Source organism: Leclercia sp. Marseille-Q4284 (genome assembly GCF_916618945.1).
GTDB classification, from domain to species: Bacteria; Pseudomonadota; Gammaproteobacteria; order Enterobacterales; family Enterobacteriaceae; genus Enterobacter; species Enterobacter tamurae.
In genome coordinates this window covers 1,243,018-1,256,396 of record NZ_CAKAKG010000001.1, presented here as the reverse complement: position 1 = coordinate 1,256,396, position 13,379 = coordinate 1,243,018, and the positions used below count along the sequence as shown (strand labels likewise).

Annotated in this window: 16 protein-coding genes; 7 read left to right on the top strand and 9 right to left on the bottom strand. The window is 57.9% G+C overall.

Translation table 11 applies throughout. The annotated features are described in order from the left end of the window. Positions 1 to 4: 4 nt before the first annotated feature. Positions 5 to 244: a YebV family protein gene (locus LG383_RS05820; protein ID WP_106993305.1), complete on the top strand. Its 240-nt coding sequence runs from the start codon at positions 5 to 7 to the stop codon at positions 242 to 244. Between the two features lie 104 nt (positions 245 to 348). Next, positions 349 to 540, top strand: coding sequence for a YebW family protein (locus LG383_RS05815; RefSeq protein WP_106993306.1), 192 nt, complete (start codon positions 349 to 351; stop codon positions 538 to 540). Here LG383_RS05815 and pphA read toward each other — a convergent pair whose 3' ends face one another. Continuing rightward, a complete protein-coding gene (pphA, locus tag LG383_RS05810) occupies positions 541 to 1,185 on the bottom strand; it encodes a protein-serine/threonine phosphatase (protein ID WP_106993307.1) in 645 nt (214 codons plus the stop codon). A 177-nt stretch (positions 1,186 to 1,362) separates the two neighbouring features. On the opposite strand from pphA, the gene LG383_RS05805 reads away from it, so the two are divergent. Next, positions 1,363 to 2,310, top strand: coding sequence for a VirK/YbjX family protein (locus LG383_RS05805; RefSeq protein WP_106993308.1), 948 nt, complete (start codon positions 1,363 to 1,365; stop codon positions 2,308 to 2,310). Between the two features lie 399 nt (positions 2,311 to 2,709). Here the strand turns inward: LG383_RS05805 and LG383_RS05800 are convergent, their stop codons facing one another. The 3 genes from LG383_RS05800 to yobA are packed head-to-tail and all read right to left on the bottom strand — an operon-like array spanning position 2,710 to position 4,310. Next, entirely contained in the window at positions 2,710 to 3,048 is a 339-nt protein-coding gene (locus LG383_RS05800; RefSeq protein ID WP_225758544.1) for a YebY family protein, read from the bottom strand. A 14-nt stretch (positions 3,049 to 3,062) separates the two neighbouring features. Then, positions 3,063 to 3,935, bottom strand: a complete 873-nt coding sequence (gene copD / locus LG383_RS05795) for a copper homeostasis membrane protein CopD (protein WP_225758543.1) — start codon at positions 3,933 to 3,935, stop codon at positions 3,063 to 3,065. Further along, positions 3,936 to 4,310 carry a CopC domain-containing protein YobA gene (gene yobA / locus LG383_RS05790; RefSeq protein ID WP_225758542.1) on the bottom strand — a complete coding sequence of 125 codons (375 nt, stop codon included), beginning with the start codon at positions 4,308 to 4,310 and terminating at the stop codon, positions 3,936 to 3,938. It abuts the gene before it with no gap. Positions 4,311 to 4,446: 136 nt separating this feature from the next. Between yobA and LG383_RS05785 the strand changes: the two genes are divergently transcribed. The 3 genes from LG383_RS05785 (at position 4,447) to exoX (ending at position 6,128) form a co-directional block, all read left to right on the top strand. Next, a complete protein-coding gene (locus LG383_RS05785; RefSeq protein WP_032611906.1) occupies positions 4,447 to 4,677 on the top strand; it encodes a DNA polymerase III subunit theta in 231 nt (76 codons plus the stop codon). Positions 4,678 to 4,784: 107 nt separating this feature from the next. Next, on the top strand, positions 4,785 to 5,441 hold the full coding sequence (locus LG383_RS05780; protein WP_225758541.1) for a carbon-nitrogen hydrolase family protein: 657 nt from the start codon (positions 4,785 to 4,787) through the stop codon (positions 5,439 to 5,441). A gap of 24 nt (positions 5,442 to 5,465) precedes the next feature. Then, positions 5,466 to 6,128, top strand: coding sequence for an exodeoxyribonuclease X (gene exoX / locus LG383_RS05775; protein ID WP_106993313.1), 663 nt, complete (start codon positions 5,466 to 5,468; stop codon positions 6,126 to 6,128). Here the strand turns inward: exoX and ptrB are convergent. The 3 genes from ptrB to yebF all read right to left on the bottom strand — a co-directional run bounded on the left by ptrB (position 6,110) and on the right by yebF (position 9,373). After that, complete coding sequence (gene ptrB / locus LG383_RS05770; RefSeq protein ID WP_225758540.1) at positions 6,110 to 8,191, bottom strand: oligopeptidase B; 2,082 nt, start codon at positions 8,189 to 8,191, stop codon at positions 6,110 to 6,112. The genes exoX and ptrB overlap by 19 nt on opposite strands. Before the next feature lie 90 nt (positions 8,192 to 8,281). Then, positions 8,282 to 8,932 (bottom strand): tellurite resistance TerB family protein, encoded by a 651-nt coding sequence (locus tag LG383_RS05765; protein WP_225758539.1) that lies wholly within the window; start codon positions 8,930 to 8,932, stop codon positions 8,282 to 8,284. 87 nt (positions 8,933 to 9,019) lie between these two features. After that, a complete protein-coding gene (gene yebF, locus LG383_RS05760) occupies positions 9,020 to 9,373 on the bottom strand; it encodes a protein YebF (protein WP_106993316.1) in 354 nt (117 codons plus the stop codon). Positions 9,374 to 9,521: 148 nt separating this feature from the next. Here yebF and purT point away from each other — a divergent pair, with 148 nt between their 5' ends. Continuing rightward, entirely contained in the window at positions 9,522 to 10,700 is a 1,179-nt protein-coding gene (gene purT, locus LG383_RS05755; protein WP_225758538.1) for a formate-dependent phosphoribosylglycinamide formyltransferase, read from the top strand. A gap of 103 nt (positions 10,701 to 10,803) precedes the next feature. On the opposite strand, the gene LG383_RS05750 is transcribed toward purT, so the two are convergent. Together LG383_RS05750 and edd are read right to left on the bottom strand one after the other, a co-directional pair. Beyond that, positions 10,804 to 11,445 (bottom strand): bifunctional 4-hydroxy-2-oxoglutarate aldolase/2-dehydro-3-deoxy-phosphogluconate aldolase, encoded by a 642-nt coding sequence (locus LG383_RS05750; protein WP_106993318.1) that lies wholly within the window; start codon positions 11,443 to 11,445, stop codon positions 10,804 to 10,806. Positions 11,446 to 11,484: 39 nt separating this feature from the next. Further along, entirely contained in the window at positions 11,485 to 13,296 is a 1,812-nt protein-coding gene (gene edd, locus LG383_RS05745; RefSeq protein ID WP_106993319.1) for a phosphogluconate dehydratase, read from the bottom strand. Positions 13,297 to 13,379 lie beyond the last annotated feature (83 nt).

The following is a 13,379-nucleotide window of genomic DNA, read 5'->3' as shown; positions in this document are numbered from 1 at the left end:
CATTATGACGAAAACCAATGTGCGCATTGGCGCATTCGAAATCGATGATGCCGAGTTAAACGGCGATACGCAGGGCGAGCGAACGTTAACCATCCCCTGCAAGTCCGATCCCGATCTGTGCATGCAGCTCGACGCCTGGGATGCAGACACCAGCGTCCCGGCTCTCCTCGATGGCGAACACTCCGTGCTATACCGCGAGCATTACGATCACCAGTCCGATGCCTGGATCATGCGCCTTGCATGATTCAGAGAGAACCCGCCCGCAGGCGGGTTATTTGTCTGTCTTTTTCCCCCTTCCCTGAATCATCCCCTACAATATTAATACGATAGTGAATGCTGAGGGGCATGATGTACGCACTGGTGCTGTTTATCTGTTATCTGGACGCGGGTTGCGAAGACCTGGTCGTGGACGTTTACCGTACCGAAATCCAGTGTGAGGCTTCGATGGACGATCAGCGGATCCGCCACGGCGGGTGCTATCCGGTAGAGGATTTTATCGATGGCTTCTGGCGTCCGGCGCAGGAGTATTCCGACCTCTGATCACTGCAGCTGCGCCAGGGTCAACGACCCGCCAAACACCGCTCCGGTGTCGATATAGTGCAGGTTCTGGCAATCAAACCGCTTACTTAGCGGCGTATGGCCAAACCAGAAGTGATCGGCTCCGGCAATTCCCTCCTTATGGCCGTTCATTAAGTCCCGCAGGCGGTCCCGGTTCCACAAAATGGGTTGCTTCGCGACCGGTTTATCCCAGTGATACTGCGATGACGGGTAATCGGCATGGGCAATCACGTTCACGCCGTTAGCGCAGGTGATTTCGATAATCCACGGCAGCGTTTCGCAACGCCTGAACAGATCCACAGCCTGCTGCCGCTGTTCGCCCTTTAATTCGGCAAACCAGACGCCACCATTCATTAACCAGAGTCCAAAGCTCTTATTATGCAGGGCATCCAGCGCCATCTGCTCATGATTGCCACGCACCGCATAAAACCAGTTTTCATTTAATAACTGCAGGCATTTCACGCTGTCCGGCCCGCGATCGATCAGATCGCCGACGCAAATAAGTAAATCCTCATACGGATTAAGATGTCGCTGCTTTATTTCATCCATAAGCAGTTGATAACAGCCGTGAAGATCGCTTACCACCCAGACGTGTCGCCAGTTGTGACCATCAAGTTTTAGATACATAGCGCCTCCTCAGGATCAGTATAGTCGCTGCGGAATGGACCACTGAGGAGGCAAGAAGGTGTGCGGTTTAATAACCTCAATCGATATTAAACGAAGCGGAAATAAAGGCTTAGCAACGGTTAAATCATTATCCGATGACCTTTAAGATAATCGCAGAATTATAAAGAGGCCTTCATCGTGTCAAATACTATCCTGCCTGCTGAGGTGCCATACGCGCACCGTTCATCCGTTATTCTCGCGCTGGCGAAAGGCGATCTTACGCCCGGGCCGCTATGGCAGAAACGCGATTACCGGCTGAAATTCTTCCTGCGCACCCTGCTGTTCTGGTCTTCGACCACCCGTATGCTGGAGACGATCGCCCGTCGGGATGACTTTTCAACCCTGCTGAAGGCGCAGCCGACGCTGCCGGTGAAAACCCAGCGCCAGTATCTCACTCGCGGACTGTCGGCCGGTGAGCGCGCCGGTGCGATCCTGCACCACTATGCCTGGATTGATGCCCTGCCGGATAGCGGCCTGGCTCACCTCTTTACCAGCCCGACGCCGCTTCCGCTGCTGCAGTTCGCCACCAAAGAGGAGGCCAGCTATACGATCTATGCCACCTCCGCGGTGAAGGCCGAGCGCGAGGGTGAAACCACACTCTGGTTACGCGCCGGGGATAATACCCTGCTGGCGAGCCTGACCTTCAGCGTGATCGCGGAAAACGGGCGCAGCGCGCTGGTGATTGGTGGCCTGCAGGGGCCGCGCCGGGATGTCGGCCGGGAGACGATCAAAAACGCTACCCGCGCCTGTTATGGTCTGTTTCCTAAACGTATCCTGCTGGAAGCCGTTTTCAATCTGGCGAAGCAGTCAGGTATCAGCGCCCTTTATGGCGTCAGCGACGAGGGCCATGTCTTTCGCGCCCTGCGATACCGGCTGAGTAAAGGCCGCCACCTGCACGCCAGTTACGATGAGTTCTGGGCCTCACTGGGCGCTAAGCAGGACAATGCCTTCCGCTGGGCGCTGCCATCCGGTATGGAGCGCAAATCGCTGGAGAGCATTGCCAGTAAGAAACGCGCTGAATATCGCCGTCGTTTTCAGCTGCTGGATGAGATTGAACAGGCTATCCACACCCGGTTTAGCTGCTAATACCTGCTTTCATCGGTAACAGGCAAAAATTTAACACAAGCGCTAAAAAGCGCTGGACTTCCGCCGGGCGTAGTGTGGTATGGTTTAAGGAATAACAGAGGATGTTGCCCAACTGTTAAAGTCCGCAACAGGAAAATGCGTTTACTTTCAACAGATAAAAAGAGACCGAATACGATTCCTGTATTCGGTCCAGGGAAATGGCTCTTGGGAGAGAGCCGTGCGCTAAAAGTTGGCATTAATGCAGGCTAAGTCGCCTTGCACTTTAAGAATAGATGACGACGCCAGGTTTTCCAGTCCGCAGCAAAAGTGGCCTGAAAAAAAGCGTTAGCCTGTCCTTAAACACAAAAACCGCAATGCTTCCGAAGAGAAGCCTGCGGTTTTTTTATTGGAAACGGAAAGCTAGCAGAGCGTATTGGCGCGCTCAATGAACGGCGCCAGACTCTTTTTCTGTCCTGGGTTGGCCGGGTCATCAACCTGGATAATCGCGATCGGCTGGCCTTTGCTTGTACCGCTGTCGACCTGCTGCTGCGCTACATCATTCAGCGGATACTGTACCAGGGTACTCGGGTTGATGGCATACAGGGCATGACCCGGACGGCAGGTCAACATCACCTCTTCCCGGTTAAACGCCCATTTGTCTTTACCCACTTCAAACCGGCTAACGGTGATCACCTGCGGTGCCGCCAGCGCCGTGCCGGAACAGGCCAGCAATAAAAGAGAAAGTACGGTTTTTTTCATTGTGTTCCACCTCGTCAGAAGGGTTCCCAGGTCGCGAACAGGCTGACTGCCGCCAGAACCAGCGCCCCCAGCACAACCTCAGTCTGCGTCATCCTGATAAAATAACGTTGCTCACGTCCGTCGCCGGAACGAAATCGCGGCACCAGAACATACCGATTCACCAGGGCAATTACCACCATCATTGCCACCAGCGCACATTTCAACAACAGCAGTCGTCCCCATTCTGAGTGCCACGGCAGTGCCCAGCCCTGGATCAGCAGGGTATTGATCGCCCCGGTGAGTAAGACCCCGGCGACGGCCAGATGACCGTAGCGTGAGAAGCGCATCATGGTGAGGATAGCGGCCTCCCGCCAGCGCCCGCGCGACAGGCGCAGGCAAAACAGCAGCGGCATTAAGCCCCCCAGCCAGACAGCGGCACACAGCAGATGCAGGGCATGATTACTGCGCTGCACCCTGCCCAGAATGCCCTCATGCATCGCCGCATGCCCGGTTCCCGCCAGCAGGATAAACTGCGCGGCGGTAAACAGCAGCAGCAGGGGCGCGGCTTTGCGGGGTTCCAGCCAGGCAATCCAGACGGTTACGAAGGCCAGCATCATCTGCCATAGCCAGACCCGACCAAACTGCGTGGTCAGCACCGCTTGCCAGGTGCCCGGGCTGATAACATCCTGCCAGCCATTGCCCATCATTCCACCCTGCAGCGCCAGCATGATCAGGGCTGAGAGCAGACCGATAAGCGCAATCGCTTTTTGCCGACGGCGAAAGCGCCGCGTCAGTAAACGCCGCAGGGAGAGAGGCGCCAGCCAGGCGCTGTACAGGGCGTTGCCGAACAGCAGCATCAGGGCGGAAAAATGGACAAAGCGCAGCGTAACGTAGCAGAACGCCAGCATTTACTTCACGCTAAAACGGTAGCTACCCCGGGTTTTATGACCATCCACGGAGACCACGTGCCAGTCCACCTGGTAAGTGCCTGCCGTCAGGGATGACGCCATCGGCACGATCAACTGGGTCGGATCTTTTTCGTTGCGTTTTACCGCTCCGGTTTCAACGGGCTGCTGTTTATCATCCTTGACGGAAACGCCGCTAAACCGCGGTTCGATCCCCTCGGAGAAGTTAAGCGTCAGTGCCTGCGGCGCCGCGTCCAGGGCAGCATCGGCCGCGGGGTACTGATGCTTTAAATGGGCATGGGCAAAGACAACCGGGGTTGTCAGCGTCGTCAACAACAGAGTCAGCGTGCAGACAGCACGGGAAAGGCGCATCGCCATCACATACATTCCTTTTTGTTATGCCTGATTGTCAGAGGATAACTCTGTATAATGTTCCAGTCGAGGATCATCCTGCCCGGACTTGTCAATAGGCCGCCGTTTGGGTAACGTTGGCCCGCAAATGAAGGAGACGGTTATGAAGATTAATCTCGCCACCCTCCCCCAGGAGGAGATGGACAAAGTGAATGTGGATTTAGCCGCAGCGGGCGTGGCATTTAAAGAGCGCTACAATATGCCGGTTATCGCTGAGGTGGTAGAGCGGGAACAACCGGCGCATCTGCGCGACTGGTTTCGCCAGCGTCTGATTGCACATCGATTGACCTCTGTGACCCTTTCGCGCCTGCCGTGGGAGCCGAAAGTTAAATAACCTTACGCCGGGTTACAGTTCCTTACACAGATTATGCCAGGATACAAAGCCCTGATTCATTCAGGGGCTTTATGAATCTCTGCGACTCCGTGCATAAGGAAATCACGATGTCTCACTGGACTATTGCGGCTGCTCAGTACCAGCCGACCCATCATTGCGTGGACGACCACGTATCACACCATCTACGTTTTATCACCGCCGCCGCACACCAGCAGTGCAATTTGCTGCTCTTTCCGGAACTCTCGTTAACCGGCCCGGTCTTACCAGACAGCCAACTCCCTGCCCCACCCGCTCACCAGCAGATCGCGCCGCTGCACGAGGCTGCCCAGGCGTGTAACGTCTCGGTGATTGCCGGGATCACGGTGGAAGATAACGGCAAGCGTCAGCGTGGGCTGGCGTGGCTGAGCCCGGATCAGCCGCAGGCCATTTTCTACCCGCATGGTGCAGGTGCCTGTCTGGAGAGCCGACACAGCGGCCTCTCCCTTGTCGATGCCCACGCCGAGCCGCCCAATATCACCCCCAACGCCACGCTGTTTACCCGCGGTATGGCGGTGAGTGAAGCGGAGAGGCCCGCCTCATTTGCGCAGTGGCAGCGTTTTGCCCACCGCTATGGGATTGCGGTGCTGGTGGCGAATCACGACGGCGGTAGCGCCCTGTGGGATGCCCGGGGGCAGTTAATCCTTCGCGCCGATTCCGGAGAGGTGTTATTAACGGGTCGGTATGTGGAGCAGAGTTGGCAAGGCGAGATCATTCCATTACGCTAAACCTTTTACGGCCAGGAGAGAGCCATGCTACGTGTCATCGACACCGAAACCTGCGATCTGCAGGGAGGGATTGTGGAAGTGGCGTCTGTCGATGTTGTGAACGGGCAGATCGTCAATCCATGCAGCCATCTGGTGCGTCCGGATCGCCCTATTAGCCCGCAGGCGATGGCTATTCACCGCATCACCGAGGCGATGGTGGCTGACAAACCCTGGATTGAAGAGGTGATCCCGCATTACCACGGCAGCCAGTGGTATGTGGCCCATAACGCCAGCTTCGATCGCCGCGTTCTGCCCGAGATGCCGGGAGAATGGATCTGTACCATGAAGCTGGCCCGGCGCGTATGGCCGGGCATCAAATACAGCAACATGGCGCTCTATAAGTCGCGCAAACTCAGCGTCAGAACGCCGGAAGGGCTGCATCATCACCGCGCCCTGTACGACTGCTATATTACCGCCGCGTTGCTGATTGATATCATGAATACCACCGGCTGGACCCCGGATGAGATGGCCGACATCACCGGACGACCGGCGCTGCTGACCACCTTCACCTTCGGTAAATACCGCGGGAAACCGGTGGCAGAAGTGGCAGACAAAGATCCGGGCTATCTGCGCTGGCTGTATAACAACCTCGACAGAATGAGCCCCGAGCTGCGTCTGACGTTAAAGCACTATCTGGGCGGATCCTGATCCGCCTCGCCGGACCGGCTGGTCAATGTCTCCTGCGCCAGGCCGACAATAAACGCATATTCCAGCGCCACCCCTTCATAGGATTTAAAGCGCCCGGATTTCCCGCCGTGTCCGGCATCCATATCAGTGCAGAGCAGCAGTAAATTATCGTCGGTTTTCATTTCACGCAGTTTCGCCACCCACTTTGCGGGCTCCCAGTATTGTACCTGGGAGTCATGCAAGCCGGTGGTAACCAGCATATGCGGATAGGCTTTCGCCTCGACGTTATCGTAGGGGCTGTAGCCTTTCATGTAGCGGTAGTAGGTTGCATCCTGCGGGTTGCCCCACTCCTCGTACTCCCCGATGGTCAGCGGGATGGATTCATCCAGCATGGTGGTCAGCACATCGACAAAGGGCACCTGCGCCACCACGCCTTTAAACAGCCCCGGACGTTCGTTAATCACGGTGCCCATCAGCATGCCGCCTGCGCTGCCCCCCATCGCGAAGCACTGTTTCCTGTCGCCATAGCCCAGCTCGAGCAGCCCATCGCAGACATCGAGATAGTCGTTGAAGGTGTTTTTCTTTTTCAGGAACTTGCCGTCTTCATACCACTTCTGCCCCAGCTCGCCGCCGCCGCGGATATGGGCGATAGCGAAGATAAAGCCCCGGTCGAGCAGGCTTAAGCGGCTACTGCTGAAATCGGCATCGATGCTGGAGCCATACGAGCCGTAGCCGTAGATGAGGATCGGGTTTTTGCCTTTGCGGAAATGGTGCTTATGGTAGACCAGCGAGACCGGGACTTCGGTGCCGTCCCGGGCCACAATCCAGACGTGCTCGCTGCGGTAGAGTTCAGCGTTAAAGCCTTTGACCTCGGCCTGCTTCAGCACCTTGCGTTGCCCGGTATCCATATCCAGCTCGAACAGGGTGTCCGGCGTGGTCATGGAGGAGTAGCCGTAGCGCAGACGCGATGTTTCCGGCTCGGGGTTATAGCCGATCCAGGTGACGTAGGCGGGATCGTCGAAGGCGATCCCGATCACCTCCCGGGTTTTGCGATTGATCTGCCGCAGGCTGGTCAGCCCGCGCTGGCGCTCTTCCACCACCAGCCAGTCGGTAAACAGGGTAAAGCCTTCGAGCATCACCTGATCCCGGGGTGGGATCAGCACTTCCCATTTGCGTTCATCGCGCACTTTGGTTTTGTAGAGGCCAAAGTTTTTTCCCTCCCGGTTGGAGCGCAAATAGAAGGTGTGCTGGAAGTGGTCGAGGCTGTATTCGTGATCCTTGCGCCGCGGCATAAAGCACAGGGGCTGAGCGTCCGGCAGCTCGGCATCCAGCAGCAACACCTCGGTCGTCGTGGCGCTGGCGAGGAAGATAATCACGTAGTGTTTCGAGGTGGTCTTATGCAGGCTGACGTAAAAGGTTTCGTCTTTCTCCTCATAGACCAGCTCGTCGCTGGTGGACGCAGTGCCTACCGTATGTCGCCAGACCTGAAAGGGGTGCAGCGTGGTGGCATGCTTTTTAATGTAGTAGACCGTCTCCGAGTCGTTGGCCCAGATAAAATCGGGGGAGACGTTATCGAGCATCTCGGGATACCAGTTCCCGGACTCCAGGTTGCGGAACCGGAGTCCGTACTGCCGTCGGGAGAGGTAGTCTTCGGCCAGCGCCATAATGGCGTTATCCGGCGAAACCGCCATGCCGCCCAGGGTATAAAACTCGCTATGCGAGGCCCGCTGGTTAGCATCCAGCAGCGTTTCCCACTCTTCCCACTCGGCGCAGAGCACCGACTGGCGCTGATAGATGGCGTATTCGTTCCCGGGCTCATAGATGTGCCGGTATCGATAGCCATTGCGACTCCAGGGCGCTGAGACATCACGTTGCGGGACGCGCTCGACCATTTCGTTGAGCAGACGGTCCTGCAGCGCCTGCTGCGTCGACATGACCCTGCGACCATAGTCATTTTCATCATGGAGGTAGTCCAGTACCTCCGGCTGTGAGCGGGTATCGTCGCGCAACCAGTAATAGTTGTCGATACGCGTGTCACCGTGCGCGGTGAGAGCGTGCGGTATGCGTTGGGCTTTAGGTGGCATGTCAGTATGATTCTTTTACGATTTACACCCTATAAGGTTGGCAAAACATGCGCACGATGCAAGCGAAACGGGATACCCGGGGGTAAAAAGTTAGCCGGGGAGCGCCTGTTTTTGCTGGCGAATATCCTGCTCGATCCCCTCGCGGACGTCAGCCGGAATTTTCAGCGCATCCCCCAGCGCATTGAGATAACTGCGCTCCATAAAGTGATCGATATCGATCGCCGCGCAGCTCAGGAAATAGAGCTCCAGCGCTTCCTCTTCGTTTTTGATCCCCTGCGCCAGACGCTGTGGATCAAGGGGCTGCTCAATGGCCTGTGCCACCAGCGCCCTGCCCTGCTCCTCCACGCCCGCTTCCCGCAGCTGCTGCTCAATGGCGGCACGCTCCCGATCGTCAATGTGGCCGTCACTCTTCGCCGCAAAGACCAGGGCCAGGATCAGCCTTTCGCTGCGCACATCCAGCGCCGAGGCCTGCTGACCAAACTGCGGTTCGCCCTGATGGGCGCTACGCACTCTGTCCTTGTACTTGTTCCACAGCACGGAGCCCGCAATCGCGCCACCGCCTGCCAACAGGGCACCGGTGCCGTATTTCGCCAGCAATTTACGCGAGGATTTATTCGCCACCAGCAGCCCGGCAAGGCCGCCAAGCGCCCCTGGCGACAGCATTTTGCTCAGCCCTTCGCCCGAGGAGGACCCCGTTTTCTGCCCCAGCATAGACTGTAATTGATTCAACCAGCTTGACATGATGTCCCTCACTTAACGGTGGATGAATTTCACAGCCTAAGCGAGGGGATGTCAGGAAATGTCTACGCTGACAAAAGAAGCGAAAATTCACCTCTTCGACGCGAGATACTGCGCACTGCCCGCTTTGCAGTCGACCTTCACCTGATAATGAATATCGGTGTTTTTCCCGCGTACCGTCAGCGGCACGGTCCAGCGATCTTTTTCACCCTTCACCTCCTTCGGGTTGATCCACGCCACCGGGTCGGCCATCCCCAGCGTCTTTTGATCGTCAGCCCAGCGCACGATGCGGTTTTGCAGATAATCCCGCTTCACGCTGGCGGCCATGCCCTCGGCATTCTGACCTTCGCAGGTCGGAAACTTCACGGTTTTCTCATCGGCGGCCTGCGCCGTCAGGCTGGCACCCAGCATCGCCAGCGCCATCACTACCCCTGTTTTGTTCATCATGTTCTCCTGTATTGGTTCCCCAAAAGCATGGTCCAAAACGGCCGCGATGCAAATAACCGCCTGTCATCCCGATGGATTTCCGCGAAGCAAGACAGACGCAAACGTTTTCGTTTATACTGCGCGCAACTTTTTCAGGGGGATGATTATGACTCGTTTAGGAACTGCGCTGCGTCCGGCAGCGACGCGCGTAATGTTGCTCGGCTCCGGTGAACTGGGCAAAGAGGTGGCCATTGAGTGCCAGCGTTTAGGCATTGAAGTAATCGCCGTCGACCGCTATGCCGATGCCCCGGCCATGCACGTCGCCCATCGCTCGCATGTGATTAATATGCTGGATGGCGAAGCCCTGCGCGCCGTGATTGCCACAGAGAAACCGCACTTCGTGGTGCCGGAAATCGAAGCCATCGCCACCGATACCCTGCTGGCGCTGGAAGCCGAAGGCCAGCGCGTGGTGCCCTGTGCCCGCGCCGCGAAGCTGACCATGAACCGGGAAGGCATTCGCCGCCTGGCGGCGGAAGAGCTGGCCCTGCCTACTTCCCGCTACCGTTTTGCCGACAGCAAGAGCGATTTTTTGCAGGCGGTGAACGACATCGGCTACCCGTGCATCATTAAGCCGGTGATGAGCTCCTCCGGCAAAGGACAGAGCTTTGTGCGCAGCGCCGACCAGCTGGATCAGGCCTGGGATTACGCCCAACAGGGGGGCCGCGCCGGTGCCGGACGGGTGATTGTTGAGGGCGTGGTGCAGTTTGATTTTGAGATCACTCTACTGACCGTCAGCGCCGTTGATGGGGTGCACTTCTGCGATCCTATTGGCCATCGTCAGGAAGATGGCGACTACCGTGAATCCTGGCAGCCGCAGCAGATGAGCCCGCTGGCCCGCGCACGCGCCGAGGAGATCTCCCGCAAAGTGGTGCTGGCCCTGGGCGGCCATGGGCTGTTTGGCGTCGAGCTGTTCGTCTGTGGCGACGAGGTAGTCTTCAGCGAAGTCTCCCCGCGTCCGCACGATACCGGCATGGTAACCCTGATCTCGCAGGATCTCTCCGAGTTTGCCCTGCACGTCCGCGCCTTCCTCGGCCTGCCGGTCGGCGGCGTGCGTCAGTATGGTCCCGCGGCATCGGCGGTGATCCTGCCCCAGCTGACCAGCCAGAACGTCACCTTTGATAACGTCGATGCGGCAGTGGGCGCGGGCCTGCAGCTGCGTCTGTTCGGTAAGCCAGAAATCGAAGGTTCGCGTCGCTTAGGCGTAGCTCTGGCGACGGGTGACAGCGTGGAAGAGGCGGTAGAGCGGGCGAAACAGGCCGCCGCCAGCGTGCAGGTCGCAGGATAAAAAAAACGGGCCTGATGGCCCGTTTTATTATGGCAATTGACGTTTTTCGTAGGCCGGGTAAGCGCAGCGCCACCCGGCAAAAAACGCGCACAATACCTAAATCTTACTGCTGCGCGCCTTCAACCGCTTCGCGCGCCAGCTTAGTGATGCGATCCCAGTCGCCCGCTTCCAGCGCATCCGCCGGAACCAGCCAGGAGCCACCGATGCACAGCACGCTTTTCAGCGCCAGGTAGTCACGGTAGTTCGCCGGAGAGATGCCGCCAGTCGGGCAGAAACGCACGTTGGCGAACGGACCTGCGATAGCCTGCAGCGCTTTGGTGCCGCCGTTGGCTTCCGCCGGGAAGAATTTGAACTCTTTCAGACCGTAGTCCAGACCCAGCATCAGTTCAGATACGGTGCTGATGCCCGGGATCAGAGGAATGGAGCCTTCGGTTGCCGCTTTCAGCAGCGGCTCGGTCAGACCCGGGCTGATGGCGAACTGCGCACCGGCTTCGGTAACTTCCGCCAGCTGCTGTGGGTTCAGCACGGTGCCTGCACCAATGATGGCTTCCGGCACTTCTTTGGCGATGGCGCGAATCGCATCCATTGCACAGGCGGTACGCAGGGTCACTTCCAGGACGCGAACGCCACCAGCAACCAGCGCTTTCGCCATCGGCACAGCGTGTTCCAGCTTGTTAACCACGATCACCGGCACTACCGGGCCAGTTTTCAGGATTGCTTCTGCACTTGTCTTCCAGTTTTTCATCAGAGTTTTTCTCTCGCCAGATCGATAATTCTTGTCGTCTTAAAACGTAATACAGGTCGCGCCCTGCTCTGCGCCCGAGAGGTTCTCGCGCAGCGCACTGAACATTTCGCGCCCCGTGCCCACGCGCGATGCGCTCAGGTCAGGAATATGTGGCTTACGTGCGGCAAGGACCGCCTCATCCACCAGTAAGGTCAACTCGCCGGTCTGACCGTTAACGCGGATGATATCGCCATCGTACACTTTTGCCAGCAATCCACCGTCGTAAGCTTCCGGGGTGACATGGATGGCAGAAGGCACTTTACCTGATGCGCCGGAGAGGCGTCCATCGGTTACTAACGCAATTTTGAAACAGCGGTCCAATAATACACCAAGCGGCGGCATAAGTTTATGTAATTCTGGCATGCCGTTCGCTTTTGGCCCCTGATGACGGACCACAACCACGCAATCTTTATCCAGCAGTCCGGCTTCAAACGCGGGCAGCACGTCATGCTGACTCTCGAATACCACCGCCGGCGCTTCAATAACCTGGTTCTCCACCGGCACCGCAGAGGTCTTCATGACTGCCCGCCCCAGGTTGCCGTTCAGCACTTTAGTGCCGCCGTGGTGGGAGAAGGGTTTGTCGAAGGTGGCGATCACGCTGTCATCCAGCGAGGCCTGAGCCCCTTCACGCCAGTCCAGCTCGCCGTCGTTCAGCCACGGCTCGAGGGTGTAACGCTGCAGGCCGAAACCGGCCACCGTATTGACGTCTTCGTGCAGCAGGCCGCCTTTCATCAGCTCACGCATCAGCACCGGTACGCCGCCCGCCGCCTGGAAGTGGTTAATGTCCGCCGGGCCGTTCGGGTAGAGACGGGTCATCAGCGGCACCACTTCGGAGAGGTCAGAGAAATCGTCCCAGTTGATCAGAATGCCGGCCGCGCGGGCCATCGCCACCATGTGCATGGTGTGGTTGGTGGAGCCGCCGGTCGCCAGCAGGGCCACGATACCGTTGACCACCACTTTCTCGTCGACCATTTTACCGAGCGGCATCCACTCGTTGCCGTTCCCGGTCAGACGGGTCACCTGACGTGCCGCAGCGGCGGTCAACGCTTCGCGCAGGGGCGCATCCGGGTGGACAAACGACGAGCCCGGCAGCTGCATCCCCATAAATTCCACTACCATCTGGTTGGTGTTGGCGGTGCCGTAGAAGGTACAGGTGCCCGGCGCGTGGTAGGACGCGGCTTCTGACTCCAGCAGCGCCATGCGATCCACTTTGCCTTCAGCATACAGCTGGCGAATACGCACTTTCTCTTTATTGGCCAGGCCGCTGGCCATCGGGCCTGACGGCACGAACAGCGCAGGCAGGTGACCAAACGACAGGGCTGCCATCGCCAGGCCCGGGACGATCTTATCGCACACGCCGAGGTACAGTGCGCCGTCAAACATGTTATGTGACAGGCCCACCGCGGCAGACATGGCGATCACTTCCCGGCTCAGCAGCGAGAGCTCCATTCCGTCCTGGCCCTGGGTCACGCCGTCGCACATCGCAGGCACACCACCGGCCACCTGCCCTACGGCGTTGGCCTGGTGCAGCGCTTTACGAATGATGTCCGGGTAGGTCTCGTACGGCTGGTGCGCCGAGAGCATGTCGTTATAGGAGGTGATGATACCGATATTGTTACGCAGCATGCTTTTCAGCGAGGCTTTATCCTCTGGCTGGCAGGCGGCAAAGCCGTGCGCCAGGTTACCGCAGGCCAGCTGCGAACGATGGACCGTATCGCTCTTCGCCTGCTGAATGCGAGCGAGGTAGGCTGAGCGGGTCTTCTGCGAGCGCTCAACAATGCGCTGTGTTACCCGTAACAAAATCGAATTCATAGAAGCTCCTGTCATTTATCTGTCCGCGCTCTGGAATTAACAAAGTGTTTAGCAGGCTATAACATCGCTGAAACGCTTGATTG

What these genes read in the sequence shown, in the direction of transcription:
- LG383_RS05820 (WP_106993305.1), top strand. Translation starts at nt 5, where the DNA reads ATGACGAAAACCAATGTGCGCATTGGCGCATTCGAAATCGATGATGCC.
- LG383_RS05815 (WP_106993306.1), top strand. Translation starts at nt 349, where the DNA reads ATGTACGCACTGGTGCTGTTTATCTGTTATCTGGACGCGGGTTGCGAA.
- pphA (WP_106993307.1), bottom strand. Translation starts at nt 1,185, where the DNA reads ATGTATCTAAAACTTGATGGTCACAACTGGCGACACGTCTGGGTGGTA.
- LG383_RS05800 (WP_225758544.1), bottom strand. Translation starts at nt 3,048, where the DNA reads ATGAAAAAAACCGTACTTTCTCTTTTATTGCTGGCCTGTTCCGGCACG.
- copD (WP_225758543.1), bottom strand. Translation starts at nt 3,935, where the DNA reads ATGCTGGCGTTCTGCTACGTTACGCTGCGCTTTGTCCATTTTTCCGCC.
- yobA (WP_225758542.1), bottom strand. Translation starts at nt 4,310, where the DNA reads ATGGCGATGCGCCTTTCCCGTGCTGTCTGCACGCTGACTCTGTTGTTG.
- LG383_RS05785 (WP_032611906.1), top strand. Translation starts at nt 4,447, where the DNA reads ATGAAGATTAATCTCGCCACCCTCCCCCAGGAGGAGATGGACAAAGTG.
- LG383_RS05780 (WP_225758541.1), top strand. Translation starts at nt 4,785, where the DNA reads ATGTCTCACTGGACTATTGCGGCTGCTCAGTACCAGCCGACCCATCAT.
- exoX (WP_106993313.1), top strand. Translation starts at nt 5,466, where the DNA reads ATGCTACGTGTCATCGACACCGAAACCTGCGATCTGCAGGGAGGGATT.
- ptrB (WP_225758540.1), bottom strand. Translation starts at nt 8,191, where the DNA reads ATGCCACCTAAAGCCCAACGCATACCGCACGCTCTCACCGCGCACGGT.
- LG383_RS05765 (WP_225758539.1), bottom strand. Translation starts at nt 8,932, where the DNA reads ATGTCAAGCTGGTTGAATCAATTACAGTCTATGCTGGGGCAGAAAACG.
- yebF (WP_106993316.1), bottom strand. Translation starts at nt 9,373, where the DNA reads ATGAACAAAACAGGGGTAGTGATGGCGCTGGCGATGCTGGGTGCCAGC.
- purT (WP_225758538.1), top strand. Translation starts at nt 9,522, where the DNA reads ATGACTCGTTTAGGAACTGCGCTGCGTCCGGCAGCGACGCGCGTAATG.
- LG383_RS05750 (WP_106993318.1), bottom strand. Translation starts at nt 11,445, where the DNA reads ATGAAAAACTGGAAGACAAGTGCAGAAGCAATCCTGAAAACTGGCCCG.
- edd (WP_106993319.1), bottom strand. Translation starts at nt 13,296, where the DNA reads ATGAATTCGATTTTGTTACGGGTAACACAGCGCATTGTTGAGCGCTCG.